This window comes from Cupriavidus sp. 96C5-1 (genome assembly GCF_057798855.1).
In genome coordinates this window covers 1-25,861 of sequence record NZ_JBYOJU010000039.1, presented here as the reverse complement: position 1 = coordinate 25,861, position 25,861 = coordinate 1, and the positions used below count along the sequence as shown (strand labels likewise).

Genomic DNA, 25,861 nt, shown 5'->3' with positions numbered 1-25,861 from the left:
AGCCGGTCCTTGCCAAAGAGCCTGTCATGACGATTGGAATCCACCCGGTATCAGCCACCCGTGCCGCGCCCGCCTCCGCTTCCGCTTCCGCTGTTGTCTCCAGTGGCGCCGCTTTCGAGATCCGCCCCTTCGATGCACCGCTGGGCGCGGAAATCGTCGGCCTGGACCTGTCCGAACCGCTGCCGGCGGAAGACTTTGCCCGCATCCATCGGGCACACCTCGACCATCACGTGGTGGTCTTGCGCGACCAGCGCATCACGCCCGGCCAGCAGATCGCCTTCAGCCGCCGCTTCGGGCCGTTGCAGATCCATGTGCTGCACCAGTTCCAGCTCGCCGGTCATCCCGAGATCCTGATCGTCTCCAATGTGCTCGAGGACGGCAAGCCGATCGGCCTGGGCGATGCCGGGCACTTCTGGCATTCCGATCTCTCGTACAAGGAAAAGCCGAGCCTGGGCTCGCTGCTGCACGCGCAGGAACTGCCCGCCGAAGGCGGCGATACCTTGTTCGCCAATATGCACCTGGCCTGGGATACCTTGCCCGCGCACCTGAAGGCGGCGGTGGAAGGGCGCAAGGCCGAGCATACCTACCTGGCCAAATACGCCGAGCTGCAGCAGCGCAGCCCGTGGCGCCCGAACCTGACGCCGGAGCAGATCGCGCAGGTGGCGCCGGTGCTGCAGCCCGTGGTGCGCACCCATCCCGAGACCGGCCGCCGCGCGCTGTTCGTCAGCGAGCATTTCACCACGCGTATCGCGGGGCTGCCCGAGGACGAAAGCCGCGACCTGCTGGCGCAACTGTTCGCCCATAGCGTGAAGCCCGAGCATATCTATCGTCATCGATGGCAGGAGCACGACCTGCTGTTCTGGGACAACCGCTCGCTGTTGCACCTGGCTGCCGGTTGCCCGGACGCGCTGCGCCGCGTGATGTACCGCACCACCATCGAAGGCGACCTGCCGTTCTGAGCGGCGCCTTCGTCATGGCGCCTGTTGCTGCGGCAGGCGCGAGGGAATGGCGGGGATCTCGCCATGCCTGCGCCGGCATCGCATCGCATCCAATCGCACCCCATACCATATTCACTGGAGTCCCGCATGTCCCTGCTTCGTTCCCGTTTCTTCCCCGCCGGCTTATCGCGCGGCGCGCTCGCGCTGACGCTGGCCGCCGGCATGGCGATCTCCGGCGCGGCGCACGCGGAAGGCAAGATCCGTATCGCCGAGCAGTTCGGCGTGGTCTACCTGCTGCTCAACGTGGCGCGCGACCAGCAACTGATCGAGAAGCACGGCAAGCAGCAAGGCCTCGACGTCAAGGTGGAGTGGACCCAGCTCTCCGGCGGTGCCGCCGTCAACGATGCATTGCTCTCCGGCGCGATCGATATCGCCGGTGCGGGCGTGGGCCCTTTGCTGACGGTGTGGGACCGCACCCATGGCAGGCAGAACGTCAAGGGCGTGGCGTCGCTGGGTAATTTCCCGTACTACCTGGTCAGCAACAACCCCAGGGTCAAGTCCATCGCCGACTTCACCGACAAGGACCGCATCGCGCTGCCGGCGGTATCGGTGTCGGTGCAGTCGCGCGTGCTGCAGCTGGCGGCCGCCAGGCAGTGGGGCGACAAGGAGTACAACCGCCTCGACAAGTGGACCGTGGCGGTGCCTCACCCGGATGCCGCGGCGGCCATCATTGCCGGCGGTACCGAGATCAGCGGCCACTTCGGCAACCCGCCGTTCCAGGAGCAGGAGCTGGCCGGCAACCCCAATGCGCGCATCGTGCTGAATTCGTATGACGTGCTGGGCGGCCCCAGTTCGGCCACGGTGCTGTACGCCACCGAGAAATTCCGCAACGACAACCCCAAGACCTACCGCGCCTTCGTCGATGCGCTGGCCGAGGCGGCGAAGTTCGCCACCGCCGATCCGGACGCCGCGGCCGACCTGTACATCCGCGTGAACAAGGCAAAGATCGACCGCGCGCTGCTGGTCAAGATCCTGAAGAACCCGCAGGTGCAGTTCAAGGTGGCGCCGCAGAATACCTTTGCGCTGGCCGAGTTCATGCACCGGGTGGGCGCGATCCGCAACCAGCCCAAATCCTGGCAGGATTATTTCTTCCAGGACCCGGTCACCGCGCAAGGCAGCTGATATGTCCGTGCCGCCGCTACGCGTGGTGTCCGCGCGCCCCGCCGCCGCGCCGCTGTTGCAGGTGGACGGCGTCTCGCTGGAATACCGCACCCCCGAGCGGGTGGTGCGGGCCACCCACCAGGTCAGTTTCGATGTCCACGCCGCTGACCGTTTCGTGCTGCTCGGTCCGTCGGGTTGCGGCAAGTCGACCTTGCTCAAGGCGGTGGCGGGTTTCGTGCCGCCGTGCGAGGGCGAGATCCGGCTCGAAGGCGTGCCCGTCAGCGCGCCCGGCCCCGACCGCATCGTGGTGTTCCAGGAGTTCGACCAGTTGCCGCCCTGGAAGACGGTGCGGCAGAACGTGATGTTCCCGCTGGTGCGTTCGCGCGGCATGTCGCGCCGGGAAGCCTCGGAATGCGCGCTGCATTTTCTCGACAAGGTGGGGCTGGCGAATTTTGCCGATGCCTATCCGCATACCCTGTCGGGCGGCATGAAGCAGCGCGTGGCGATTGCCCGCGCGCTGGCGATGCAGCCCAAGGTGCTGCTGATGGACGAGCCCTTCGCCGCGCTCGACGCGCTGACGCGCCGGCGCATGCAGGAGGAACTGCTGGCGCTGTGGAACGACGCCGCTTTCACGCTGCTGTTCGTCACGCATTCGATCGAAGAGGCGCTGGTGGTGGGCAGCCGCATCCTGCTGCTGTCGCCGCATCCGGGCCGGGTCCGCGCCGAACTCAACAGCCACCAGTACGACCTTGCCAGCCAGGGCGGCGCCGAGTTCCAGGCCACCGCGCGGCGCATCCATCAATTGCTGTTCGACGAAGCGCCGCAGGCGGCGCCATCGCCGGCACGCACCGCGCAGGCGCGCTGAGCGCTTGCCAGGACCGATCATGAGTACAAGCACGTCAGCAGGCACGTTACCCATTCCCGCCCATCCGGCTCCCGTCATCCGCGCCGAGTACGAGCGCACGCTGGAACCCTTCACCGCCTTGCCGGTGGCGCGCGCCTTGCCCGGGCCGCAGCGCCTGTGGCAGCAAGGCTGGCTGCGCAAGACGCTGATCCTGGCGGTGCTGGCCTGCCTGTGGGAGATCGTTGCCCGGGTGCAGGATAACGATCTCCTGCTGCCGGGTTTCCTCGCCACCGCCCAGGCCTTTGCCGAAGGGATCGGCAACGGCGAGTTGCTGTCCAAGGCCGGCATTTCGATGTCGGTATTGCTGCAAGGCTATGCGGGCGGCATCGTGCTGGCCTTTGTGCTGACCACGCTGGCGGTGTCCACCGAACTGGGACGCGACGTGCTGGACACGCTGACCTCCATGTTCAACCCGCTGCCGGCCATCGCGCTGCTGCCGCTGGCGCTGCTGTGGTTCGGGCTTGGCAGCAGGAGCCTGGTGTTCGTGCTGGTGCATTCGGTGCTGTGGCCGTTGGCGCTGAACACCTATGCCGGCTTCCGGGGCGTGCCCGCCACCTTGCGCATGGCCGGGCGCAACTATGGCCTGCGCGGGCTGCGCTACGTGCTGCTGATCCTGGTGCCGGCCGCGCTGCCCGCCATCCTGTCCGGCCTGAAGATCGGCTGGGCCTTCGCCTGGCGCACGCTGATCGCGGCCGAGCTGGTGTTTGGCGCGTCGTCGGGCAAGGGCGGGCTGGGCTGGTACATCTTCCAGAACCGCAACGAGCTGTACACCGACCGCGTGTTTGCCGGCCTGGCCATGGTGATCCTGATCGGCCTGCTGGTCGAGAACCTTGTATTCAGGACGCTCGAACGCGTGACGGTGCGGCGCTGGGGCATGCAGCACTGAGGCTGCCATGGCGCCGGACGGCGTAGGGCGCGCCTGCGGATAGTGCGGATTCCGGCACGCCGCGCAGTGCTGTCGGCGCTCGGGGGAGAGGCGGCCGCCTCAGCCCGGCTTGGGGCTTTCTTCCTGAGGCATGGCCTGCTGCCCCCAGCCGAGCCGGTCGAGCACCCGTGCCGCGGCCTGCGCCACGCTGTCGCCATGCGGCGGCATGACCAGGTGCGCCGTTTCGCGATAGAGCGGGTCGCGCACCCGGTAAAGGGCTTCCAGGGTGGCGCGCGGGTTGGCGCCCTGCAGCAGCGGGCGGTTGCGGTCGCGCCGGGTGCGGTGCCAGAGTTCGGCGGGCGAGGCGCACAGGTAGATCACATAGCCGCGCGAGCGCAGCATCTCGCGGTTTTCCGCGCGCAGCACGGCACCGCCGCCGGTGGCCAGCACAATGCCTTTGCGCTGGGTCAGTTCGTCGAGCGTGCGGGTTTCGCGCTGGCGGAAGCCTTCCTCGCCTTCCAGCTCGAAGATGGTGGGAATGCGCACGCCGCAGCGGGCTTCGATTTCGTGGTCGGTGTCGAAAAAAGGCAGTCCGAGCCGGCGCGCCACCGTCCTGCCTATGGTGGTTTTACCGGCGCCCATGAAGCCGACGAAGAAGATGTTTTCGAAATCCAAGTGTGGGGGGGAGCCTGCCGATGGCCCCGGATTCGATCTTCTCTACGGTATCACGAGATGCGCGCCGTTCAAAACGGGCTGGCGGCCGGACGGCACGGGGGGCTTCACAGGCCGAGCAGCTGGCGCGCCTGCGCTGGCGTGGCCACGGCGCGGCCGTACTCCGCGCACAGCTGCGCCACCCGGCCCACCAGCTGCGCGTTGCTGGCGGCCAGCGTGTCCTTGTCCCAGCGCACATTGTCTTCCAGGCCGGTGCGGCAGTGCCCGCCGAGCTGCAGCGTCCAGTGGTTGACCTCCAGCTGGTGCCGGCCGATGCCGGCGGCGGTCCAGGTCGCGCCGGGCAGGACTGTCTTCAGTTGCTCCACCTGGAACGCCAGGATTTCCTTGCGCGCCGGCAGCGCATTCTTGATGCCGAACACGAACTGCACGTGCACGGGTGCCAGCAGCAGGCCCTCCTTGACCAGGTCCGCCGTGTTGTAGAGCATCGCCAGGTCGAAGATCTCGATTTCGGGCTTGATGCGGTAGTCGCGCATGGCCTTGGCCAGGGCGCGCACGAAGTCGGGCGGGTTTTCGTAGACCGTGGTGGGGAAGTTGACCGAGCCGGTGGCCAGCGAGGCCATGTCGGGCCGCAGGTCGAGCATGGCGCCGCGCTGCTCCATTGCGCGCCCGCGCCCGCCGGTGGAGAACTGCACGATCATGCCGGGGCAGTGCTTGCGGATGCCGTCCTGCAGGGCGGCGAAGCGCGCCGGGTCGGAGCTGGCGTTCTCGGCGTCGTCGCGCACGTGCAGGTGGACCAGCGTGGCGCCCGCCTCGAAGCTCTCGTGCGTGCTCTCGATCTGCTCGGCGACCGAGATGGGAATGGCGGGGTTGTCTTTCTTGCGGGGGACCGAACCGGTGATGGCCACCGAGATGATGCAGGGATCTTGCATGTGAAACTCCAAGGTCAATGTATGAACGCAGCGGCGGCTTCAGGCCGGCCGGCCAGGCCGGCTGCGGCTGGCGAGGGCTTGCGCCGCCATGCGCAGCGAGGCGTTGGCCGCGCCGAAGCCGAGGTAGCCGTCGCGCTGCACCAGTTCGAAGAAGAAGCGGTCGTGAAACGGCTCGGTGTAGGCGTGCAGGAATTCGCCGCCGGCATCCCTGTCGTAAAGCAGTTGCTGGCGCCGCAGGCGTTCCAGCAGCGCGTCGTCCAGCCCGAGCCGGGCGCCGACATCGTCGTAGTAGTTGTCGGGCACATGGAGCATGGCGGCTTCGGCGGGCTCGATCTGCGTCAGCGTCCCGCTCAGGTCGGATGTACGGAAGGCGATGTGATGGATGCCCGAGCCCGCATAGGCGGTGACGAACCTGCCGGTGGCGGTGCGGCTGCTCTCCGAGACGTTGAGCGGAATCCGTATGTTTTGCCCGGGGCTGACCATGGCGCGGCTCTTCACCAGGCCATAGGGATCGGCGATTTCATGGAGCGCCTCGGCCTGCAGGCCGAACACCGTCCTGTAGAACAGCACAAAGCTGTCGAGCCGGTGCGGGGGCAGGGCCTGGGCGATATGGTCGATGGCCGTGAGGCCGGCGCCAGTGCCGGCGCAGCCGGTGCTGCATTCGTCCAGCAGGAAATCGCTTTCGTAGATGCTGCGGCCGGAGTCCTGTTCGTCGATCAGGTAGAACAGCATGCCGTCCGGCGCGCGCACCGCCGGAATGCTGCGCTCGTCCGGGCCGATGCGTTCGCGCCATTCCTTGCATAGCAGGGCGCGGGCGCGGGCGATGGCACGCTGGGCGTCGTCCACCTTCAGCCCGAGCGCGCAGACGGACGGCCCGTGCAGCTGGAAATGCTCGGCGGCGGCGCTGTCCTGCTCCGCGTTGAGGATGATATTGACGCCGCCCTGGCGGTACAGGTCCACCGCCTTGGAGCGGTGGCGGCCGGCGCGCGCGAAGCCCAGCGAACGCAGGCGCTCGCCCAGTTCGCGCCCGGCCACGTAGTCCACCGCGAACTCCAGGAAGTCGACGCCGCCGAAATCCGGTGCGGCCGGCAGGGCGGGGCCGCCGGCCTCGGACTCGAGCCAGATCAGCGAGCGCAGCCCGTCCAGCGCGGTCAGGCGCGCCGGTGCCGCGCGGAATTCGTCGTTGAAGATCTCCAGCGATAGCGGCCCGCGATAGCCCGCATCGATCGCCGCGCGCGCGAACCCGGTGACGGCGAGGTCGCCCTGGCCGGGGAAGTTGCGGTGGTGCCGGCTCCACGACAGCACATCCATGCTCATCCTGGGCGCATCGGCCAGTTGCACGAAGAACAGCTTCTCCGCCGGCACTGCAGCGATGCCTTCGAGCGTATCGCCGAGCGAGAGGGTGTGGAAGCTGTCCAGGATCAGGCCGAGCGCGGGGTGGTCCGCCTGCCGCACGATCTCCCACGCCTGGCGCCACCGCCTGGTATGGCGAGCCCAGGCCAGCGCCTCGAAGCCCACCAGCAGGCCGCGCTTTGCCGCGGCTTCGGCCATGGCGCGCAGGTCGTCGGCGGCGCGGGCTGGATCGTCGATGGCGATGCCCTGCACATTGCTGCAGACCAGCACCATGGGCGCGCCCAGTTCCTCCATCACGTCGAACTTGCGCTCCGCGCGCGCCATATTGCGGGCGCGGAACTCAGCGGGCATGGCCTCGAAATCGCGGAAGGGTTGATACAGGGGGATAGCCAGCCCGAGATCGGCCGCGATGCGGCGTACGTCGGCGGGCGAGCCGTCGAAATTCAGCAGGTCGTTCTCGAAGATCTCGACGCCGTCGAATCCGGCCGCGGCGGCCGCTTCCAGTTTTTCCGGCAGCGTGCCGGAGAGCGATACGGTGGCGATCGATTTCGGGTGGCGCCAGACTGCGGGTTCCATGTCAAATCCTGCGTGCATGCTGCGGGTGATACGTGGGTGAGGAGATTCAGGTGTGTGCGCTTCGCGCCGCCGCGGCGAGGGGCGTGGCCCCTGCGAGCACGCGTTTCGTGCAGAGCTAGGTTAGGACCGATCTGACGCCACAACAAGCGCAATCCGCGCGTAGACGTGCGATAATCGCGCCAACAAGAGCGACTGTCGCTCGAGATTAGGGTTTTCGCTATGGATAAAGAACCATTGAGCCGGCGCGACTGGATTGCTGGACTGGAGAAGGGCCTGGCCATCCTGGAGGCGTTCGACAACGACCATCCGCGCCTGACGCCTACGCAGGCGGCCCAGCTCACGGGCCTGACGCGTACCGCGGCGCGGCGCTACCTGCTGACGCTGGAGCATCTTGGCTACACCACCAGCGATGGCACGCTGTTCAGCCTCAGCCCGCGCGTGCTCAAGGTGGGCTGGTCCTATTTCGATTCCGCGCGCCTGCCACGCACGGTGCAGCCATTCCTGCAGCAGATCACCGCCGCGGTCGGCGAGCCGGCTTACCTGAGCGTGCTGGACGACTGGGAGCTGGTGTTCATCTGCCGCACCGGCACCAGCCGGGTCATGAACACGGGCTTCGTGCTGGGCGCGCGCGTGCCGGCGCCGCTGGCGTCGGCCGGTGTGATGATGCTGGCCTCGGAGCCGGAGGATAAGGTCAAGGCCTGGCTGGAGGGCTGCGTGCTGACGCCATACACGCCTTACACCATCATGCAGCACGACCGCCTGCTGGCGGAGGTCAGGAAGGCCGGTGCCCAGGGCTACGCGCTGGTCGAGCAGCAGTTGCAGATCGGCGTACGCGGGGTGGCGGTGCCGCTGCGCGACCGGCACGGCAAGGTGATCGCGGCGCTGAGCGTCAATATGCAGATCGGCGACGAGAGCGCCGAGCAGGCGCTGGAGCGGGTGCTGCAGGTGCTGCAGGACACCGCGATCTCGATCATGCGGGTGCTCTGACGCTGCCGGGCCCGGCGTCATCGCCGAGATCCGTCGCCAGGGCGAACGGGCCGTCGGTGAGCTGCGCCTTCAGGAAGTCGATGCATACCCGCATCTTGGCCGAGCCGGACGCGCGCGCCGTGGTGACGGCCCAGACATCGGCGGGCTGGTGGTAGGCGGGCAGCACGCGCACCAGCTTGCCGCTGCGGATGCTGGGGGCCACATCCCAGATCGACGCCATGATGACGCCGTAGCCTTCAAGCGCCCACTGGCGGACGATATCGCTATGGTTGGACGCCATCGGTCCCGTCACCTTGACGGATTCCAGGCCGTTCGGGCCATGCAGCCGCCACACGCCGAAGCTCTGCTCCCGGTCGCGGAAGGGCAGGCAATCGTGCCGCGCCAGCTCGGCCGGCAGCCTGGGCTCGCCGCGCCGCGCGAGGTAGGCGGGTGCCGCGCAGAGTATGCGGCTGCCCGGCACGATCCTGTGGGCGATCAGGTGCGGCTCCTGGACCTCGCCCACGCGGATGTCGAGGTCGAAGTTCTCGCCGATCAGGTCGACCCGGCGGTCCAGCAGTTCCAGCCACACTTCCAGTTCGGGGTAGCGCTGCCGCAGCAGCGACAGTGCCGGCGCGACATGATCGCGGCCCAGCCGCAGGCTGGTGCTGATGCGCAGCATGCCGCGCGGGTCGCGCCGGATGCCGCCGACCGCCTCCACCATGCCTTCGACGTCGTCGAGGATCTTCTGCGCCCATTGGAAGGCGGCTTCCCCGTCGCTCGTCATGCTCACGCGCCGGGTGGTCCGGTGGAACAGCCTGGCCCCGAGCATGGCCTCGAGCGCGGCGATCCGCTTGCTGACATGCGCCGGCGAAATCCCCATCTCGCTGGCGCCGGCGATAAAGCTCGACCTTCGCGCTACCGTGCAGAACAGGCGCAGGTCGCGGAGGAATGGCTCATTGTTTGCTGATGGTGCATTGTGAGTTTCCATATCGTCCAATTATAGCCAACGGATATAACAGTACGCTGTTGATGACGGCTGCAGACCGTATTGCAGATATGGCAGGCATGCCATGCATTGCATGTGTTGCAGCCCGTCCGCAACCCAATCGACAGCAATATGAGACAACTCCGAATCGGCATCGCCGGCGCGGGCCTGATCGGGCGCCGCCATATCGAACTGGTGCAGGCCAGCCCGTCCTGTGAACTGGCCGCCATCGCCGACCCGTCGCCCGGCGCGGCCGGGGTGGCAAGCGCGGCGGGCGTGCCGCTGCTGGCGTCGCTCGACGCCATGCTGGCCGCGCATGCGCTCGATGGCGTGATCCTTGCCACGCCGAACGCATGGCATGTGGAAGGCGCGCTGGCGTGCATCGGCGCCGGCGTGCCGGCGCTGATCGAGAAGCCCGTCGCGCATACCCTGGAGGCGGGGCTCAGGCTGCGCCGCGCCGCCGATGCCGCCAGCGCCCGGCTGCTGGTGGGGCATCATCGCGCGCATAGCCCGATCCTCGCCAGGGCGCGGCAGATCGTGCAATCGGGCCGGCTCGGCGCGCCGGTGGCCGTGACCGGCAGCGCCATGTTCTACAAGCCCGACGATTACTTCGAAGCCGGGCCCTGGCGCCGCCAGGCCGGCGGCGGCCCGATCCTGATCAATATGGTTCACGAGATCGGCAACCTGCGCGCGTTGTGCGGCGAGATCGTCGCTGTGCAGGCGATGGCCTCCAGCGCCACGCGCGGCTTTCCGGTGGAGGATACCGTGGCCATCGGCCTGCGCTTCGCCAATGGCGCGCTCGGCACCTTCATGCTGTCCGACAGTGCTGCATCGGCACGCAGCTGGGAGCAGACCTCGCGCGAGAACGAAGCCTATCCGAGCTATCCGGACGAGGATTGCTACCTGATTGCCGGCACGCGCGGCTCGCTCGCGGTACCGACGATGCGGCTCAAGACCTATGCGCGCGACGAGGACCGCTCCTGGTTCAAACCGTTCCAGGCCAGCGTAGCCGAACTCGAGCGCGAGGATCCGCTGGCTTGCCAGCTGGCGCACTTCTGCGATGTGATCCGTGGCGCCGCCGCGCCCCTTGTCACCGTGCACGATGGGCTGCAGAATCTGCGCGTCACCGAGGCTATCGCCGAGGCTGCGCGCACGGGGCGGATCGTCGATACGGCGGATGCCTGAGCGCGGCGCCCGCGGCCGCCGCGTGCCGGCCCCCGGTACCAGAGCGGCATGGATACGCCGGACAGCAACGACCCAATCGCAAGCACATAGCCAGCAAAAACCACTGGAGGAACCCATATGCAAGCCGTACTCGTCCTGAACGGACCCAACCTGAACCTGCTGGGCACGCGCGAGCCGCAGATCTATGGCTCGACCACGCTGGCCGACGTCGAGGCCGCGCTGCAGCGGCAGGCGGCCGACATGGGCTTGTCCCTGGCCTGCTTCCAGAGCAACCATGAAGGCGCCATCATCGACCGCATCCACGCGGCGCGTGCCGAAGGCGTGGGCTTCATCCTGATCAATCCGGGCGCGTTCACCCACACCAGCGTGGCAATCCGCGATGCCCTCGCCGGCGTGGCCATTCCCTTCGTCGAGGTGCATATCTCGAATGTCCACAAGCGCGAGGCCTTCCGCCATCATTCCTACCTCTCCGATATCGCGGAGGCGGTGATGGCCGGCTTCGGCACGCAGGGCTATGGCCTCGCGCTGCAGTTTATCGGCGCGAAGCTGGCGGGGACTCCCGCGCAGTAACGGCCAGGGCCTGATCGCTCGGCTCGCCAGGTTCGGGGGATCGCGAGGCTGCCGGGCCGGCGGCCCTCTGGATGCTGACGGATAAACGGTATATACTGTTTTTCACGTGTTTCAGGATCCCATGATGAATGAGCCAATTATCAAGCCGCCGACCAAAGAAGCCTTCTATTTTCCGACCAGCGCCGACACGTCAGGCGACAGCGGCGAGAAGCGGGATAGCCGTGTTGGCGCCAGCAGCAAGGGCGCCAGGAAAGAAAGCGCCAAGGTAAAGGCCTCGGCGGGCAAGAAGAAGTCTGCGCCCGCACCCGCGCCGGTGACAGCGGACAAGGGCAAGCCATCGAAGGCCGCTCCGGCCCCGGTCGCCGCCGCCGTGGAAGCGGCACCGGCGCGCCAGAAGAAAGAAAAGGTGGTGCGCGACAGTTTTACGATGCCCAAATCGGACTACGCAAAGATCGCCGAGCTCAAGCAGCGCTGCCTTGCGGCCGGCGTTCAGGTCAAGAAGGGCGAGTTGCTGCGTGCTGGCCTGCAGCTCCTTGCCGCCGCTTCGGCGGAGCAACTGATGGCTGCCGTAGCGGCCGTGGAAGCCGTGAAGACGGGGCGCCCGGTCAAGTCCTGACCCGTTCGCCACCACTGTGTCGAGCACAGCAACAGCCAGGTATCGCCCTGGCTGTTTTGCTTTGGTGCGCAAAGGCCTCAGAACTTGTGGCGTATGCCTGCCATGGCGCCGAGGCGCGTGGTGTTGCCGAACATATTGCCGCTGTTGTTGAAGTTGGGCGAACTGTTCAGCGCGATCCACGCACCGCGCAATTGCGTGTAGTCGACGGCCACATACACATCGGTGCGCTTGCTGAGGTTGTAGTCCAGCATGGCCGCGGTGGTCAGGCGCTTGCCGCTGTTGCCGGCATGCTTGAGCCAGTCGTACTGTACGGTGCCGATCAGGCTGAGCGCATCGGTGATGTTCACGCGGGTGCCGACATAACCCACGTTGTTGCGGTAGTCGGCGACATCGAGGCGGTTGTTGGTGTAGCCGAGGTAATACTGCGCGCGGGCCGTCTTCCAGGTGCCGCCCAGCCCCCACACGGTCTGCTTGCTGGCCTGCGCCGCGGGCACGGCGCCGAAGAAGGCGGAGGAGACGTCGTGCGTGACCTGGTAGACGGCGCCGACTTCGATCGGACCGGTGCTGTAGACCAGCGAGCCGGCGGTGGCATTGCTGGCGGAGAAATTTCCGGCGACCTCGCCGAAGGTATAGGCGGCGGCGGCCTGCAGGCCGCCGAAGGACTTGATGTACTTGATGGTGTTGTCGTAGCGCAGGCCGGTGTAGTTGCCGCCCTGGTAGCCGACGATGGAGTTGTTGGCGAAGGCCATGGCCTCGTAGGAGGACAGGATCTCGTGCGCGAGGGTGTACTGCCGGCCCAGCGCGAGCTTGCCGAAGTCGCCGTCGAGGCCGATCACGGCGGTGCGACCGAACAGGCGGCCGCCTTGCTGGCTGGTGCCGGTGTCGGGGCTGAAGCCGGACTCGAGGATGTAGAAGGCTTTCATGTTGCGGCCGAGGTCCTCGGTGCCGCGCAGGCCCCAGCGGCTGCCGGTGAGTTCGCCATCGGTCATCTCCCACTTGTTGTTGCCGGCGGCGTTCGCGTGGGTGGTGAAACGGATGGTGGTGTCGATCAGCCCGTACAGCGTGACATTGGATTGCGCAAACGCAGGCTGAGCGAGTGCGCCCAGCGCCGCGAGCGGCACTAGCATCTTCTTCATGGAAATCTCCGTCCTCTATTGTTGTTGCCGTTCGCACGGGCCGTCTGGGCGGCGCTGTGCCGGTGCTGGCAGATACCGGAACCGAAGGTGTCCGGCTGGATGGCTGGCCAGCCGGATCCCGTTGACAGGGGCGCGCGTCGCTATGCGTGGCCGGGGTCGGCGGGCGCGGCCGAGACCGTGCGGGGCGCCATGAAGTACAGCCAGGCCAGCGCGATAAAGTAAGCGCAGGGGATCATGGTGAACAGCACCGCGTAGTTGTTGTGCGTCCTGGTCAGGACGTAGCCGACCAGCTGGGTCATGAACATGCCGCCGATGGCGCCGATCATGCCGCCGAAGCCGAACACGGAGCTGACCACTTCCTTGGGCGTGTAGTCCATCACCATGCTCCAGATATTGGCGGTCCAGGCCTGGTGCGCGCCGATGGCGATCGAGATCGCGGCCACCGCCATCCACAGGCTGCTGGCGCCGGCGGCAAGCACGATCGTGGTGATGCAGATGGCGAACACCAGCATCGACAACAGCCTTGCCTTCACGGGCGCCATGCCGCGGCCGATCAGCAGCGACGATAGCGCGCCGCCGCCAATGCTGCCCACGTCCGCCATCAGGTAGATCACGATCAGCGGAATGCCCATCTGCGTCACGCTGATGCCGAGGTTGTATTGCTGGTTGAGGAAGGGCGGCAGCCAGTAAAGGTAGAACCAGAACACCGGCGCGGTGATGGTGTAGGCGAGGGCGAAGGCCCAGGTGCCGCGCATGCGCAGGATGCGCGAGTACGGCACCTTCTGCGGCGCCGGTTCCACGCCTTGCTGCACATAGCGCAGCTCGCCCTGGCTGACCCGCGGATGCTGCTCGGGATCGTGGTAGTTGCGTACCCAGAAGATCACCCAGAGCAAGCCGAGCGCGCCGATGCAGTAGAACGCGGCTTGCCAGCCCCATGCAACGAGGATCAGCGGCAGCATCACCGGTGCCACCATGGCGCCGACATTGGTGCCGGCGTTGAAGATGCCGGTGGCCATGGCGCGCTCGCCGGCCGGAAACCACAGCCGCGTGGTCTTGACGCAGGCGGGGTAGTTGGCGGCTTCGGTCAGGCCAAGGAAGAAGCGGCAGACCATGAAGCCGGCGGCCGAGACCGCGAGCCCGTGCGCGCCGGCCGCGACGCTCCACAGCAGCACCGCCAGCAGGAAGGCGCGCTTTACGCCCACTTTGTCGATCAGGCGGCCCTGCGCGGCAAAGCCGACGGCGTAGCCGACCTGGAACCAGAAATTGATGTTGGCGTAGTCCTGGGCGGTCCAGTTCATGGCCTTGGCCAGCACCGGCTGCAACACGCCCAGCGCGGCGCGGTCGATGTAGTTGAGCGTGGTGGCGAAGAACACCAGGGCCAGCATGCCCCAGCGCATCCGCCCCACGGCGAAGGCCGCGCGTATCTTGTCGGCGATCGAGCCGCTCGTGGCGAGCGGCGCGACCATGTTTTTGTGAGCCATGGTCATGCCATTGTCTCCATCCGGTTGATTCATGTCCTGCGTTATTTCCCGGTACGGCGTCCGGGTGTCTGAGTCTTTCTCTTTGCCGCCGGCGTGTTAGCGCTATGCGCTATCCGGTCAGTAGGCAATCCTGGCGACCGTGCGCAGTTCGTCCGCCGTGGCCGTGCCGAAGCCGAAGAACTCCAGGTAGGCGGGGATCATCTCGAACAGCATGTCGGTGCCGACCTGGACCTTGCAGCCGCGTGCCATGGCGGCGCGCAGCAAGGGCGTGTACTCGGTCTTCATCACCACTTCACCCACCCAGGCCTGTGGGTCGATCCGTGCCACGTCGAAGGGCAGGGGGTCGTTTTCGTTCATGCCCAGCGGCGTGGCGTTGACGACGACCGCATAGCCGGCAGGGTCGCTGGAGCCGGTGGTCACCTGCAGCTGCGGGTAATGCGCCTGCAGGCGCGCGGCCAGCGCCTGGGCCGAGGCATCGCGCGCATCGAACAGCCCCAGCCGCGCCACGCCGGCAGCCGCCAGCGACGCGGCGATGGCGGAGCCAACGCCGCCGCAGCCCGAGACCAGCACGCTGGCGCCGCCGAGCTGGCAGCCCTTGCGCTGGATGCCGCGCACGAAACCCGCGCCGTCGAACTGGTCGCCCAGCAGGGTGCCGTCGTCGCGCAGCAGCACGGCGTTGCAGGCCCCGGCAATGCGCGCGGTCGGGGTGACTTCGTCCACCAGTTCCATGGTGCTCACCTTGTGCGGCATCGTGATCAGTGCGCCGCGGATATTGGTGAGGCGGAACAGGGAGCGGAAGCAGCCGGCGTAGTCCTCGGCTTTCAGGCCCATGGGAACCACCACGGCATTGATGCCGCGCTGCTCGAACCACGGGTTGTAGATCATCGGGGCCTTGAAGGACTCGGTCGGGTAGCCGATATGGGCGATGAGGGTAGTCTTGCCGTTGATCATGGTGTACCGGTAGCGTTCCGTGTTGCCATCGGGCCAGCGAGAGGGGCCGATGTGGTTAGCCGAAGCTTAGGGGTTCGATTGACCTGTTCCAAGAGATGCATTGAGCATAATGCGCGATACTCGAACGCATGTGCGCGCTTATGGATCGAAATACGGGTTTGCCCCGGTGGTAGACGCGCTGCACCGGATACAGCGCTTTAACCTGGGGTTTACACTGAATTCGTGCGTTCATCGTTCTCATGCGCGCGAATAACGTGGCACTCTTGCGCCGGCGCCATTGTTGGTGGAGAGCGCGCCCGATACGCTTCGGCTCGCGCCGTGGCCGCCCTCCCCGGGGCCCGCGGCCGGGCTGGGGCGAAGCCGGAGCGCTTGCTATGATGTGGCACACCCGCAGCCGCCACGGCCAGACAAAAGGAGCAGAGATGAGCCTATCGGGAGACATTTTTTCCCCGCGTGCCGACGATTTCCTGCCTTGGGAAAATCCGCTGGGCATCATGGGTTATGAGTTCGTCGAGTTTGCCTCGCCCGACCCCGTGGTGCTCGGGCGCACCTTCGAGCGGTTCGGCTTCCGCGCCATCGCCCAGCACCGGCACAAGAACGTGAAGCTGTTCCGGCAAGGCGAGATGAATTTCATCGTCGATGCCGAGCCGGATTCCTTCGCCACCCGCTATGCCTCCGAGTACGGCCTGTCGATTTGCGCGGTCGGCATCCGCGTGCAGGATGCGGCGAACGCGTTCGCACGCGCCGTCGACGCCGGCGCATGGCCCTTCGAGGGCGGTACGGTGGGCCCCATGGAGTTGAATATTCCCGCCATCCAGGGCATCGGCCGCTCCATCATCTACTTTATCGACCGCTGGCGCGGCAAGGAAGGCCGGCCCGGCGACGTAGGCGACATCTCCATCTACGACGTCGACTTCCGGTCGCTGGCGCAAACCGCTCCGGATGCGGCCGCGTCCACCACCGGCGCCGGCCTGACCCGGGTGGATCACCTGACGCAGGCGGTCGAGCCGGGGCACCTGGACGAGTGGCTCGACTTCTATCGCAAGGTGCTTGGCTTTCGCGAGATCCACGAGATCAACGCGGGCTGGCGCATCGCCAGCGATTCGCGCGTGCTGCTTTCGCCTTGCGGCCTGATCCGCATCCCGATCTACGAGAAGGGCACGGCGCGCCACGATCAGATGGAGCACTACCTGTCGGGCCATCACGGCGAGGGCATCCAGCATATCGCGCTGGCGACCGATGACCTGGTGGCCAGCGCGGCCGCGCTGGAGCGCAATGGCGTGCGTTTCGTCGAGCCGCCGCCGGCCTATTACGAGACCGTGGATGCGCGCGTGCCCGGCCACGGGCTGGATCTGGCGGCCTTGCGGCGCTACGGCATCCTGGTGGACGGCGCGCTGCGCGATGACGGTACGCGCGAGCGCTTCCTGCAAGCCTTCGCCCGGCGCGAGGCCGGCGAGTTCTTCTTCGAAATCGTCCAGCGCGACGGCTCGCATGGCTTCGGCGAGGGTAACCTGCCGGCACTGGAGGCGGCCATGGCCGCGGCGCGCGCGACGAAGGCCGTGTGACAGCGGGCGCTGCCGCGAGCGGGCCGGCTTGACGGCGCGGACCGGCTCGCGGATAGTGCTGTCCGCGGCACGTCGTGCCTCGTCCGTTCTTTCGCCTGTCACCGGCCGCTCGCTAGCGGCCTCGCGCTCGCCGTCGTCCATGCATTCTCGCACCTGCCATCTTGTCTTCCCGGATTCCCGCCACCTTGCCCGGCTGATGCTGGCCCCGGCCCTGGCGCTTTGCCTTGGCCTGCCGGCCTGCTCGCGGCACGATACGCCCGCCGCGGCGGCGGCCGGCGATGCCGCTGCCGCGCCGGCATCCGCAGCGGTTGCGCAGGCCACCAGCCTCAAGCGCGAGGCGCTGATGCAGATCGCCTTTCCCGGCTGGCGCGACGATGCCGAGGGCCGCGTGGCGGTTGCCCGGTTGCCGGACCAGGACTTCAAGGGCAAGGGGGCCGTGTCGCTGCAGGAAAGCTCACTCGATGTGAAACCGATCCAGGTGGTCCGGCTGGACGAGACCCACGCCGTGATGCTGACCGAGGGCGTGGAACTGGATGAGGACGGCACGCCCCTCGGCGGGCGCGCCTCCGGCGCCTGGCTGGGCGTGTACTTTTTTACGCGCGATGGCGGGCACTGGCGGCTGAGCCGCCGTATCGACGGCTATGACTGCCTGGGCGCGCAAGGCCTGCTCGGGCGTTCCAGGGTGGACAAGGTATCGGCCACCGATTTCGCCATGACCCTGACCTGGGGCAGCTGCTGGCAGGGCTATTGCGGAAGCTGGGCCTCGGTCTATCGCCTTGCGCCCGGGCAGATCACGACGCTGCTCGACACGGTGCCGATGAGCGCCGAAAACAGCGGCGCGCTCGAACCCTGCGGCGACGCGCTCGCCGGCAAGCCGCCGGCTCCCGGCGCCAGTGGCGCGGACAGCCAGGACGACGGCGAGCAGACCTGCTTCTCGGTGGACGGCAAGCCGGCCTTCGCGGCCGGCGTCGATGCGCCAGGCGATCTCACGCTGACGTTCCAGGGCGAGGAGGTCAAGCTGCGCGCCGGCAAGGCGCCCAGGCGGCGCTCCCTGGACGCTTCGGTGCACTACCGCTTCGCGGACGGCAAGTATGTGCTGAGCCAGGGCGAGAACCCCGTGCCTTCCTTCTGACGATCGCTGTCGTCGCTGTGGTCGCCCTTGCTTGCGAACCGGGCGCGGAAAGCGTAGCTTGTCGGGTTGCCGCCGCCGCGACGGCAAGACGCCCAGGGTCCTGACTGCGCGCCGCCCGGCGCCTTCGGTTCCCCACCCAACACACGCGGAGATCGCGCACCCATGACCGACATCCACCACGCCGCCGCGCAGGGCTTCTCCAGCCAGGCCGACACGTACGCCCGCGGCCGTCCCGACTATCCGGCTGAGCTGGCCGCCTGGCTGGGCACGGAACTGGGCCTGCAGGCAGGCAAGACCGTGATGGACCTGGGTGCCGGCACCGGCAAGTTCAGCCGCCTGCTGGTGGCCACGGGCGCCACCGTGACCGCGGTCGAGCCTGTGGCGGCAATGCGCGCCCAGCTCGGCGCCGCGCTGCCCGGGGTGCAGGCGCTGGAAGGCACGGCCGAGGCCATCCCGCTGCCCGACGCCAGTGTCGACGCGGTGGTGTGCGCGCAAGCCTTCCACTGGTTTGCCAACGCCGCGGCCATGGCCGAAATCGGCCGCGTGCTGCGGCCCGGCGGCAAGCTTGGCCTGATCTGGAACGTGCGCGACGAATCGGTCGACTGGGTGGCGCAGCTCACCGCCATCATGACCCCGTTCGAGGGCGATGCGCCGCGCTTCTACAAGGGCGACTGGAAGACGGTGTTCCCGGCCCAGGGGTTCGGCGAACTGGCGCTGTCCAGCTTTCCCTACCAGCACGTCGGTCCCGCGCAGCAGGTGATCGTGGACCGCGTGATGTCGGTCAGTTTCATCGCCTCGCTGCCGGCGGCGCAGCAGGACGCGGTGCGTGCCCGGCTGCAGGCGGTGATCGACGGATACCCGGCGCTGGCCGGCAAGGACAGCGTGGCCTTTCCGTACCGTACCGAGGCGTATAGCTGCCGGCGGCTGGGTTAGGCGCGGCGGGGGCGGGGGTGGCGGGCGAGGGGGAGCTTGCCTGTGCAGATCCGGCGTTGTCAGCCGTCCGGCCTTGCCATGCTACTTGTGTTCTCTTCCGTAGCCGGAAGCCGCACCATCAGGAGATAGGGGCCATCCGGGCCTTCCGCCTCGCTTTGCACGCGCCATCCCCGGGACAGGTAGAACCGCCGGGCATTGTCATTGGCCTTGACGCATTTGAGCGTGGGCGGGCAGGAAAAGTACGCCTCGCAACTGGCCAGCAGCGCACTGGCCACGCCCTGCCGCTGGTATTGCGGATACACGAACAGGTTGTGCAGAAAACTGTCGGGTTCCCAGACGGATGCGAAGCCGACGGGATGGCCTGCCGCGACCGCTACCAGGATGCGTTCGCCCTCCGTGCACGCGTCGAAGTCTTCCCGCTTGTGGGCCCCGGGCGGGCACCAGGCAAAGGCCGCATCGCGCGACGCAACGAACAGCGCGCGAAGCGCCTCGCGATCTGCTTCCACGAATTCCCGTATGGAGATTTCCATCGACGCTTCCGATCCTGCCAGGTTGTAAGAACCCAGGCAGTATGGCCGTTCGCCGCCAGCGAGGGAAGTGCGTTGCCTGAAGACGCTTAGGGGGACGGGAGTGGTTCCGGCGCGCCGGCTCGGGTTGCCGGGGCCGGCGCAGCGGAGCTGTAGCCCACCGGCGCGGTTGCCGCGCGTGGCTGGTCGCCCGCCCGCTCGACCCATCCGCCGCCCAGGAACTGGTACAGGTCGACCAGGTTCGTCAGGCGCTGCAGGCGCGCCGTGATCAGCAATTGCTGTGCGTTATACAGGTCGGTCTGGGCAGTCAGGACGCTCAGGTAGCTGTCCACGCCATTGCGGTAGCGCAGGTCCGACAGCGTCAGCCGGCGGTTCTGCGAGTTGGTGAAGCGCTCCAGTGCCTGGATCTGCTTGTCGAAGGTGCCGCGTGCCGCAAGGCCGTCCGCCACTTCGCGAAAGGCGGTCTGGATAGCCTTCTCGTAATTGGCGATCTCGATGCGCTTCCGTACCTGCGCCAGTTCCAGGCTGGCGACGTTCTGGCCCCCCGAGAAGATCGGCAGGGTGATCTGCGGGGCGAACGACCAGGCCGCGGAGCCTGGCTTGAACAGGCCGCCCAGCGATGGCGCCAGTGTTCCGGCGCTGCCGGTCAGGGACACGCGCGGGAAAAACGCCGCACGGGCCGCGCCGATGTTCGCATTGGCGGCAAGCAGCGATTGCTCCGCTGCCGCAATATCCGGACGCCGTGTCAGCAGGTCGGACGGCAGGCCCGCCGGGATATCGGCGAGCAGGTCCTGGTTGCCGAGGGGCAGGCCCGGCGGCAGGTCCTCCGGCAGGGGCTCGCCCACCAGCAGCACCAGCGCGTTCTCGGCCTGGGCTCGCAGCCGGCGTTGCGATTCCAGGTTGGCCTGCGCTTGCTCGACGACGCCTTCCGCTTGCCGCAGGTCGAGTTCCGACCCGGCGCCGGTGTCGAACTTGAGGCTGGTGATCCGTAGCGATTCCTGGGCCGTCAACAGCGTGTTGCGCGTGACGGCGAGCGCATCGTCGAAGGCAATCATGGTGAGATACTGGTCCGCTACCGTCGACAGCAGCGCGATTTCCGCTGCCTTGCGGGTTTGGGCCAGCGCAAGGTATTGCGCCAGCGCCTGGTCTTTCAGGCTGCGGATGCGGCCGAAGAGGTCGATTTCCCACGACGCGTTGACGCCGACCGAATACTCGGACGAGATCGGATTGCCGGAGAGGGTCAGATCCCTGGGGGTGCGCGACCGGGTTCCCGAGGCCACCGCGTTCAGGGCAGGGAACAGTCCCGCGCGCGTGATCTGGTACTGCGCACGCGCGGCCTCCACGTTCAGGATCGATACGCGCAGGTCCCGGTTGTTCTTGAGCGCCAGCTCCAGGATGCGCTGAAGGCGCGGATCGGCGAAGAAATCCCGCCAGCCGATTTCGGTGGCCGGCGCGCCGGCGCCGGCGGGTGAGGCATTGTCCGGCTCCTTGTCGTAGGCTCCACCGGTCGGGAAGGTCTGGGCCACGGGTGCCGGCGGGCGCTCATATCGTGGCTGGAGCGTGCAGCCTGCCGCCAGCAGCGCGGCGGCGATGGTCGCCATGATTGCGTATCCGGGCATCTCAATGTCCTTGCCTGAGCGTGCCGGCGCCGCCAGCGTCATCGCCGGACGAGGGCGGGGGCGGCGCGCCCTTCTTCTTGCTGAACTTGCTGATCACGACAAAGAACATCGGGATCATGAAGATTGCCAGGAAGGTCGCGGTCAGCATCCCGCCGATCACGCCGGTGCCGATCGCATGCTGGGACCCGGAGCCTGCGCCGTTGCTGATGGCAAGCGGCAGCACGCCGAGGATAAAGGCGAGCGAAGTCATCAGGATCGGGCGCAGGCGCTGGCGGGCGGCTTCTATTGCCGCTTCGACGGTGGTCCTGCCCTGGTCGCGCAGGTCGCGGGCAAACTCCACGATCAGGATCGCGTTCTTGGCCGACAGCCCCACCGTGGTCAGCAGGCCGACCTGGAAAAACACGTCGTTTTCCAGCCCGCGCAAGGTGGCGGCGAGCAGCGCGCCGAGCACGCCGAGCGGCACCACCATGATCACGGAGAAGGGGATCGACCAGCTCTCATACAGCGCGGCGAGACACAGGAACACCACCAGTATCGAGATCCCGTAGAGGATCGGCGCCTGCGAGCCGGACTGCCGCTCCTGATACGACAGGCCTGTCCATTCGTAGCCGATGCCGTCCGGCAGTTTCGCCGCGATGGCCTCGACGGCCGCCATGGCCTGGCCGGTCGACTTGCCCGGGGCCGCCGCACCCTGGATTTCGGCCGCGGGAATCCCGTTGTAGCGCTCGAGCTTGGGTGAGCCGTAGATCCATGCCCCCGTCCCGAACGCGGAGAACGGCACCATGGTCCCGGCCGAATTGCGCACATACCAGGTGTACAGGTCCTCCGGGTTCATGCGGTACTTCGGCTCGCTTTGCAGGTAGACCTTCTTGATCCGGTTGTCCGTATCCAGGAAATTGTTGATGTACAGCGAGGCCCAGGCGGTGGAGAAGGTCTGGTCGATATCGGATGGGCTGACGCCCAGCGCGTTGGCTTTTTCGCGGTCGATGCCGACCTTGAACTGCGGCGTGTCATTCAGGCCATTCGGGCGCACCTGCGCGAGCATCGGGTCTTTCGCCGCCATGCCGAGCAGCATATTGCGCGCCGCCATCAGCTTCTCGTGGCCAAGGCCGGAGCGGTCCTGCAGTTCGAAGTCAAAGCCGGAGGCGGTGCCGAGTTCCGGGATCGATGGCGGATTCACGGGGAACACATTGGCGTCCTTGTACCCGGAGAAGTGCCGGAATATCCGGCCCACCAGGGCAGGGGCCTTCAGGTTGGCTGCCTGCCGCACGGAGAAATCCTTCAGGCGAACGAACGCCAGGCCCGAATTCTGGCCGCGGCCGGCGAAGCTGAAGCCGTTGACCGTCAGTACCGCCTCGACCACGTCCTTTTCTTCGCTGAGCAGGTAGTTCTGCACGTCCGCCAGTACCTTTGCGGTACGTTCCTGGGTGGAGCCCACAGGCGCCTGCACCAGCACGAACAGCGTGCCCTGGTCTTCCTCGGGCAGGAAAGCCTTCGGCAGCCGCACGAACAGCAGGCCCACGGCCAGGATCACCACCAGGTAGATGATCAGCCAGCGCTCCGAGCGGCGGATCACGTGCACCACGCCGCCATGGTATTTCTTCTGGCTTTTCGCGAAGATGCGGTTGAACCAGCCGAAGAAGCCGGTCTTTTCATCGTGATGGCCTTTCGGGATCGGCTCGAGCATGGTCGCGCACAGCGCCGGTGTCAGGATCAGGGCCACCAGCACGGACAACACCATCGCGGCGACGATGGTCAGCGAGAACTGCCGGTAGATCGCGCCGACCGAGCCGCCCGAGAACGCCACCGGCACAAACACCGCGGACAGCACCAGCGCCACCCCGACCAGGGCGCCGGTAATCTGCCCCATCGCCTTGCGGGTCGCGTCGCGCGGCGACAGCCCCTCCTCGGCCATGACCCGTTCGACGTTCTCCACCACCACGATGGCATCGTCCACCAGCAGGCCGATGGCAAGCACGAGCCCGAACATCGACAGCGTGTTGATGGAGAAACCGACCACCGACATCACCGCGAAGGTGCCGAGCAGCACCACCGGCACGGCGATGGTCGGAATCAGCGTGGCGCGCAGGTTCTGCAGGAACAGGTACATGACCAGGAACACCAGCAGGATCCCTTCGAACAGGGTCTTGACCACTTCCTCGATCGATAGCTTCACGAACGGCGTCGTGTCGTACGGGTACTCCACTACCAGCGCATTCGGGAAATACCTCGATAGCTCGGCGATCTTGGTGCGTACCGCCTTGGCCGTGTCCAGCGCGTTCGCGCCGGTGGCCAGCTGGATGCCGAAGGCTGCGGTCGGCTGTCCGTTGTACTTGGTGTCGAAGTTGTAGTTCTCGCCCCCGAGTTCGATACGCGCGACATCCTTCAGGCGCACCTGCGAGCCGTCCGTATTGACTTTCAGCAGGATGTCGCCGAACTGCTCGGGCGTTTGCAGCAGCGTGGCTTCCGTGATGGTCGCCTGCAGCATCTGCCCCGGCACCGAGGGCGTGCCCCCCAGGCTGCCGCCGGCCACCTGCACGTTCTGTGCAACGACGGCGTTCTTCACGTCGATCGGGGTCAGGCTGTAGTTGTTCAGCTTGGGGGCGTCGAGCCAGATCCGCATGGCGTACTGCGAGCCGAACAGCGTCACGGTGCCGACCCCGTCGATCCGGCTGATCGGGTCCAGCACCTTCGACGCCACGTAGTTCGCCAGGTCGTACCGGCTCATGCTGCCGTCCTTGGACACGAAGGCCAGGATCAGCAGGAAGCTGCTGCTGGACTTGGTCACCTTGGTGCCGAGTTGCTGCACGGCCTGCGGCAGCAGCGGCGTGGCGAGCTGCAGCTTGTTCTGCACCTGCACCTGCGCGATGTCCGGATTGGTGCCGGCCGCGAAGGTCAGCGTGATGGTCGCCGTGCCGGCGTCGTCGCTGGTGGACGACAGGTACAGCAGGTGATCGAGGCCGCTCATCTGCTGCTCGATGACCTGCGTGACGGTGTCCTCGACGGTTTTCGCGGACGCGCCGGGATAGGTTGCGCTGACCTGCACGGCGGGCGGGGCGATGGTCGGGTACTGCGCGATCGGCAGCGTGAAGATCGACGCGAGCCCGGCCAGCATCAGGATGATGGCGATCACCCACGCGAAGATCGGCCGGTCGATAAAGAACTTTGCCATGAAACAGGCTCCCTTTTATTGCGCTGCCGGAGCAGACGAAGGAGCCGGGGCAACAGGCGCGCTGGCCGCGCCAGGTGCCGCGCTCGCGGCGGGCATGGCCGGCGCCTGCGCGCCGGAGGCCGGCGGTGCCGGCAGCGTGGCTTCGACCGCCTTGACCGTCATGCCGGGTTTCGCCTTTTCCACGCCGTTCACGATCACGCGGTCGCCGGGGTTCAGGCCGCTGTCCACCACCCAGCTGTCGCGGTAGGTGCCCGCGGTGACGATCTGGCGTTGCGCGACCTTGTTGTCCGGGCCGACGACGAGTACCACCGCCTGTCCCTTCTGATCATGCGTGACGCCGATCTGGGGCACGACGATGGCCTTGTCGTTGACGCCTTCGTCAATGCGCGCGCGCACGAACATGCCGGGCAGCAGTACGCGGTCCTTGTTCGGGAAGATGGCGCGCACGGTCACCGAACCAGTGCTCTGGTCGACGCTGACGTCGGTGAACTGGAGCTGCCCGGTCTGCGGGTAGGTCCGTCCATCCTCGAGAAACAGGGTGACCTTCGCGGCATGGATGCCGCTGGTCTGCAGGCGTCCCTCCTGGATCTGGCGCCGTAGCCGCAGGCCGTCGACGCTCGATTGCGTCAGGTTGACATAGACCGGGTCCAGTTGCTGCACGGTGGTCAGCAGCGTTGCCTGGCTGGCTTGCACGTAGGCGCCCGGCGTGACTTGCGACAAGCCGCTGCGGCCGGTGATCGGCGAGGTGACATCGGTGTAGCCCAGGTTGATCTGCGCCGTTTCCACGCTGGCCTTGCCGGCGGCCACGTCCGCGACCGCCTGGCCCAGCGCGGCAACGGCGTTGTCGTAGTCCTGCCTGCTTACGGCATTTGCCGCGACCAGTACCTTGTAGCGCTGGACCAGCGCGTCTTGCGTAGCCACGTTGGCCTGCGCCTTCGCCAGGGCTGCCTTGGCGCTGTTCAGCGTGGCAACGTAGGGCGCCGGGTCGATCTTGTAGAGGCGCTCGCCCGCCTTGACTTCGTCACCCTCGGTGAACTCGCGGCGCAACACGATGCCGTCGACCCGCGCCCGCACCTGTGCCACCAGGAAGGCACTCGTGCGGCCCGGCAACTCGGTGGTGACGGGCACGGTGGCCGGCTTGACGGTGACGATGCCGACTTCGAACGCTTGCGGCGGCGGCGCCGCTGGTTTCTGTCCGCACGCGGAAAGGAAGACGGCAGCCGCCGCACCGATATGGCGAAATGGAACCCGTTCGACGCGCATGAAGAGACCTCAGGATCAGTAGGTTTGGACTGGCAGCATGAACGTGCGCGTGCTCCTGGATCTCGGTGGCAGGTGGCGAAGCGCGTGAAGGGTACTGCGATCCGGGAGGCGCCGGGCGGCGGTGCGGTGCTGCCCGGCAACCCGTGCATCATCCGGCCGAGCGGCCATGTTCAGGCTTGCCGGCAGCGGGTTTATCCGCCGGCGGCCGGCGATGCCGGCATTGGCAGGCAGCCAGTGCAGAACCCGCCGCAGCCGGGACGGCGAAACGCCATCCGTTGCGGACGGACCGCCTGGTTCGGGAGTCTGATTGCCACCGGACAGGATTGCGCCCGGTTGGCTGAGCGAGGCGAGGCAAGCACTCA

The 25,861-nt window shown here is 67.2% G+C and carries 23 protein-coding genes; 12 read left to right on the top strand and 11 right to left on the bottom strand.

Annotated features, from left to right (window positions below):
- The first annotated feature begins 26 nt into the window (after positions 1 to 26).
- The 4 genes from AC3FOF_RS32620 (at position 27) to AC3FOF_RS32605 (ending at position 3,889) form a co-directional block, all read left to right on the top strand.
- Positions 27 to 959, top strand: coding sequence for a TauD/TfdA dioxygenase family protein (locus tag AC3FOF_RS32620; protein ID WP_488728964.1), 933 nt, complete (start codon positions 27 to 29; stop codon positions 957 to 959).
- A gap of 126 nt (positions 960 to 1,085) precedes the next feature.
- Positions 1,086 to 2,120 (top strand): ABC transporter substrate-binding protein, encoded by a 1,035-nt coding sequence (locus tag AC3FOF_RS32615; RefSeq protein ID WP_488728963.1) that lies wholly within the window; start codon positions 1,086 to 1,088, stop codon positions 2,118 to 2,120.
- Position 2,121: 1 nt separating this feature from the next.
- The gene (locus tag AC3FOF_RS32610) at positions 2,122 to 2,964 is read left to right on the top strand and encodes an ABC transporter ATP-binding protein (RefSeq protein WP_488728962.1); all 843 of its coding nucleotides are present in this window, start codon (positions 2,122 to 2,124) and stop codon (positions 2,962 to 2,964) included.
- 19 nt (positions 2,965 to 2,983) lie between these two features.
- A complete protein-coding gene (locus tag AC3FOF_RS32605; protein WP_488728961.1) occupies positions 2,984 to 3,889 on the top strand; it encodes an ABC transporter permease in 906 nt (301 codons plus the stop codon).
- 99 nt (positions 3,890 to 3,988) lie between these two features.
- Here AC3FOF_RS32605 and AC3FOF_RS32600 read toward each other — a convergent pair whose 3' ends face one another.
- The 3 genes from AC3FOF_RS32600 to AC3FOF_RS32590 form a co-directional block, all read right to left on the bottom strand.
- Positions 3,989 to 4,543, bottom strand: a complete 555-nt coding sequence (locus AC3FOF_RS32600; protein ID WP_488728960.1) for a shikimate kinase — start codon at positions 4,541 to 4,543, stop codon at positions 3,989 to 3,991.
- A gap of 104 nt (positions 4,544 to 4,647) precedes the next feature.
- Positions 4,648 to 5,469: a 3-oxoadipate:acetyl-CoA acetyltransferase gene (locus AC3FOF_RS32595; protein ID WP_017229749.1), complete on the bottom strand. Its 822-nt coding sequence runs from the start codon at positions 5,467 to 5,469 to the stop codon at positions 4,648 to 4,650.
- Positions 5,470 to 5,508: 39 nt separating this feature from the next.
- The gene (locus tag AC3FOF_RS32590) at positions 5,509 to 7,398 is read right to left on the bottom strand and encodes a bifunctional sugar phosphate isomerase/epimerase/4-hydroxyphenylpyruvate dioxygenase family protein (RefSeq protein WP_488728959.1); all 1,890 of its coding nucleotides are present in this window, start codon (positions 7,396 to 7,398) and stop codon (positions 5,509 to 5,511) included.
- A gap of 219 nt (positions 7,399 to 7,617) precedes the next feature.
- On the opposite strand from AC3FOF_RS32590, the gene AC3FOF_RS32585 reads away from it, so the two are divergent.
- Positions 7,618 to 8,385: an IclR family transcriptional regulator domain-containing protein gene (locus AC3FOF_RS32585; RefSeq protein WP_035815968.1), complete on the top strand. Its 768-nt coding sequence runs from the start codon at positions 7,618 to 7,620 to the stop codon at positions 8,383 to 8,385.
- On the opposite strand, the gene AC3FOF_RS32580 is transcribed toward AC3FOF_RS32585, so the two are convergent.
- The gene (locus AC3FOF_RS32580; RefSeq protein WP_035815966.1) at positions 8,369 to 9,352 is read right to left on the bottom strand and encodes a LysR family transcriptional regulator; all 984 of its coding nucleotides are present in this window, start codon (positions 9,350 to 9,352) and stop codon (positions 8,369 to 8,371) included. The two genes, AC3FOF_RS32585 and AC3FOF_RS32580, sit on opposite strands and share 17 nt — an antisense overlap.
- A 129-nt stretch (positions 9,353 to 9,481) precedes the next feature.
- Here AC3FOF_RS32580 and AC3FOF_RS32575 point away from each other — a divergent pair, with 129 nt between their 5' ends.
- From AC3FOF_RS32575 to AC3FOF_RS32565, 3 genes are all read left to right on the top strand, one after another.
- Positions 9,482 to 10,534 carry a Gfo/Idh/MocA family protein gene (locus tag AC3FOF_RS32575; protein ID WP_276265588.1) on the top strand — a complete coding sequence of 351 codons (1,053 nt, stop codon included), beginning with the start codon at positions 9,482 to 9,484 and terminating at the stop codon, positions 10,532 to 10,534.
- A gap of 117 nt (positions 10,535 to 10,651) precedes the next feature.
- Complete coding sequence (gene aroQ, locus AC3FOF_RS32570) at positions 10,652 to 11,104, top strand: type II 3-dehydroquinate dehydratase (RefSeq protein ID WP_488728958.1); 453 nt, start codon at positions 10,652 to 10,654, stop codon at positions 11,102 to 11,104.
- A 124-nt stretch (positions 11,105 to 11,228) separates the two neighbouring features.
- On the top strand, positions 11,229 to 11,720 hold the full coding sequence (locus AC3FOF_RS32565; RefSeq protein WP_017225438.1) for a hypothetical protein: 492 nt from the start codon (positions 11,229 to 11,231) through the stop codon (positions 11,718 to 11,720).
- 77 nt (positions 11,721 to 11,797) lie between these two features.
- Here the strand turns inward: AC3FOF_RS32565 and AC3FOF_RS32560 are convergent, their stop codons facing one another.
- From AC3FOF_RS32560 to AC3FOF_RS32550, 3 genes are all read right to left on the bottom strand, one after another.
- Positions 11,798 to 12,856: a porin gene (locus AC3FOF_RS32560; protein ID WP_488728957.1), complete on the bottom strand. Its 1,059-nt coding sequence runs from the start codon at positions 12,854 to 12,856 to the stop codon at positions 11,798 to 11,800.
- Between the two features lie 140 nt (positions 12,857 to 12,996).
- A complete protein-coding gene (locus tag AC3FOF_RS32555; RefSeq protein WP_276265586.1) occupies positions 12,997 to 14,343 on the bottom strand; it encodes an MFS transporter in 1,347 nt (448 codons plus the stop codon).
- 111 nt (positions 14,344 to 14,454) lie between these two features.
- Positions 14,455 to 15,288 (bottom strand): shikimate dehydrogenase family protein, encoded by an 834-nt coding sequence (locus tag AC3FOF_RS32550; RefSeq protein WP_488728956.1) that lies wholly within the window; start codon positions 15,286 to 15,288, stop codon positions 14,455 to 14,457.
- Positions 15,289 to 15,710: 422 nt separating this feature from the next.
- On the opposite strand from AC3FOF_RS32550, the gene AC3FOF_RS32545 reads away from it, so the two are divergent.
- From AC3FOF_RS32545 to AC3FOF_RS32535, 3 genes are all read left to right on the top strand, one after another.
- Positions 15,711 to 16,853, top strand: a complete 1,143-nt coding sequence (locus AC3FOF_RS32545) for a 4-hydroxyphenylpyruvate dioxygenase family protein (RefSeq protein WP_017224869.1) — start codon at positions 15,711 to 15,713, stop codon at positions 16,851 to 16,853.
- Positions 16,854 to 16,992: 139 nt separating this feature from the next.
- Positions 16,993 to 17,985 (top strand): hypothetical protein, encoded by a 993-nt coding sequence (locus AC3FOF_RS32540; RefSeq protein ID WP_488728955.1) that lies wholly within the window; start codon positions 16,993 to 16,995, stop codon positions 17,983 to 17,985.
- Positions 17,986 to 18,147: 162 nt separating this feature from the next.
- Positions 18,148 to 18,918: a class I SAM-dependent methyltransferase gene (locus AC3FOF_RS32535; RefSeq protein WP_488728954.1), complete on the top strand. Its 771-nt coding sequence runs from the start codon at positions 18,148 to 18,150 to the stop codon at positions 18,916 to 18,918.
- Between the two features lie 59 nt (positions 18,919 to 18,977).
- Here AC3FOF_RS32535 and AC3FOF_RS32530 read toward each other — a convergent pair whose 3' ends face one another.
- The 4 genes from AC3FOF_RS32530 to AC3FOF_RS32515 form a co-directional block, all read right to left on the bottom strand.
- Positions 18,978 to 19,448 carry a GNAT family N-acetyltransferase gene (locus AC3FOF_RS32530; RefSeq protein WP_488728953.1) on the bottom strand — a complete coding sequence of 157 codons (471 nt, stop codon included), beginning with the start codon at positions 19,446 to 19,448 and terminating at the stop codon, positions 18,978 to 18,980.
- Positions 19,449 to 19,534: 86 nt separating this feature from the next.
- Positions 19,535 to 21,046 carry an efflux transporter outer membrane subunit gene (locus AC3FOF_RS32525; RefSeq protein ID WP_488728952.1) on the bottom strand — a complete coding sequence of 504 codons (1,512 nt, stop codon included), beginning with the start codon at positions 21,044 to 21,046 and terminating at the stop codon, positions 19,535 to 19,537.
- A 19-nt stretch (positions 21,047 to 21,065) separates the two neighbouring features.
- A complete protein-coding gene (locus tag AC3FOF_RS32520) occupies positions 21,066 to 24,236 on the bottom strand; it encodes an efflux RND transporter permease subunit (RefSeq protein ID WP_488728951.1) in 3,171 nt (1,056 codons plus the stop codon).
- Positions 24,237 to 24,251: 15 nt separating this feature from the next.
- Positions 24,252 to 25,499 (bottom strand): efflux RND transporter periplasmic adaptor subunit, encoded by a 1,248-nt coding sequence (locus AC3FOF_RS32515; protein ID WP_276264958.1) that lies wholly within the window; start codon positions 25,497 to 25,499, stop codon positions 24,252 to 24,254.
- Positions 25,500 to 25,571: 72 nt separating this feature from the next.
- Between AC3FOF_RS32515 and AC3FOF_RS32510 the strand changes: the two genes are divergently transcribed.
- Positions 25,572 to 25,861 (top strand): hypothetical protein (locus tag AC3FOF_RS32510; RefSeq protein ID WP_488728950.1); only part of this gene is annotated, 290 nt, incomplete at its 3' end.

What these genes read in the sequence shown, in the direction of transcription:
- AC3FOF_RS32550 (WP_488728956.1), bottom strand. Translation starts at nt 15,288, where the DNA reads ATGATCAACGGCAAGACTACCCTCATCGCCCATATCGGCTACCCGACC.
- AC3FOF_RS32530 (WP_488728953.1), bottom strand. Translation starts at nt 19,448, where the DNA reads ATGGAAATCTCCATACGGGAATTCGTGGAAGCAGATCGCGAGGCGCTT.
- AC3FOF_RS32615 (WP_488728963.1), top strand. Translation starts at nt 1,086, where the DNA reads ATGTCCCTGCTTCGTTCCCGTTTCTTCCCCGCCGGCTTATCGCGCGGC.
- aroQ (WP_488728958.1), top strand. Translation starts at nt 10,652, where the DNA reads ATGCAAGCCGTACTCGTCCTGAACGGACCCAACCTGAACCTGCTGGGC.
- AC3FOF_RS32565 (WP_017225438.1), top strand. Translation starts at nt 11,229, where the DNA reads ATGAATGAGCCAATTATCAAGCCGCCGACCAAAGAAGCCTTCTATTTT.
- AC3FOF_RS32585 (WP_035815968.1), top strand. Translation starts at nt 7,618, where the DNA reads ATGGATAAAGAACCATTGAGCCGGCGCGACTGGATTGCTGGACTGGAG.
- AC3FOF_RS32590 (WP_488728959.1), bottom strand. Translation starts at nt 7,398, where the DNA reads ATGGAACCCGCAGTCTGGCGCCACCCGAAATCGATCGCCACCGTATCG.
- AC3FOF_RS32560 (WP_488728957.1), bottom strand. Translation starts at nt 12,856, where the DNA reads ATGAAGAAGATGCTAGTGCCGCTCGCGGCGCTGGGCGCACTCGCTCAG.
- AC3FOF_RS32595 (WP_017229749.1), bottom strand. Translation starts at nt 5,469, where the DNA reads ATGCAAGATCCCTGCATCATCTCGGTGGCCATCACCGGTTCGGTCCCC.
- AC3FOF_RS32605 (WP_488728961.1), top strand. Translation starts at nt 2,984, where the DNA reads ATGAGTACAAGCACGTCAGCAGGCACGTTACCCATTCCCGCCCATCCG.
- AC3FOF_RS32520 (WP_488728951.1), bottom strand. Translation starts at nt 24,236, where the DNA reads ATGGCAAAGTTCTTTATCGACCGGCCGATCTTCGCGTGGGTGATCGCC.
- AC3FOF_RS32575 (WP_276265588.1), top strand. Translation starts at nt 9,482, where the DNA reads ATGAGACAACTCCGAATCGGCATCGCCGGCGCGGGCCTGATCGGGCGC.
- AC3FOF_RS32545 (WP_017224869.1), top strand. Translation starts at nt 15,711, where the DNA reads ATGAGCCTATCGGGAGACATTTTTTCCCCGCGTGCCGACGATTTCCTG.
- AC3FOF_RS32540 (WP_488728955.1), top strand. Translation starts at nt 16,993, where the DNA reads ATGCATTCTCGCACCTGCCATCTTGTCTTCCCGGATTCCCGCCACCTT.
- AC3FOF_RS32555 (WP_276265586.1), bottom strand. Translation starts at nt 14,343, where the DNA reads ATGACCATGGCTCACAAAAACATGGTCGCGCCGCTCGCCACGAGCGGC.
- AC3FOF_RS32620 (WP_488728964.1), top strand. Translation starts at nt 27, where the DNA reads ATGACGATTGGAATCCACCCGGTATCAGCCACCCGTGCCGCGCCCGCC.
- AC3FOF_RS32580 (WP_035815966.1), bottom strand. Translation starts at nt 9,352, where the DNA reads ATGGAAACTCACAATGCACCATCAGCAAACAATGAGCCATTCCTCCGC.
- AC3FOF_RS32515 (WP_276264958.1), bottom strand. Translation starts at nt 25,499, where the DNA reads ATGCGCGTCGAACGGGTTCCATTTCGCCATATCGGTGCGGCGGCTGCC.
- AC3FOF_RS32610 (WP_488728962.1), top strand. Translation starts at nt 2,122, where the DNA reads ATGTCCGTGCCGCCGCTACGCGTGGTGTCCGCGCGCCCCGCCGCCGCG.
- AC3FOF_RS32525 (WP_488728952.1), bottom strand. Translation starts at nt 21,046, where the DNA reads ATGGCGACCATCGCCGCCGCGCTGCTGGCGGCAGGCTGCACGCTCCAG.
- AC3FOF_RS32535 (WP_488728954.1), top strand. Translation starts at nt 18,148, where the DNA reads ATGACCGACATCCACCACGCCGCCGCGCAGGGCTTCTCCAGCCAGGCC.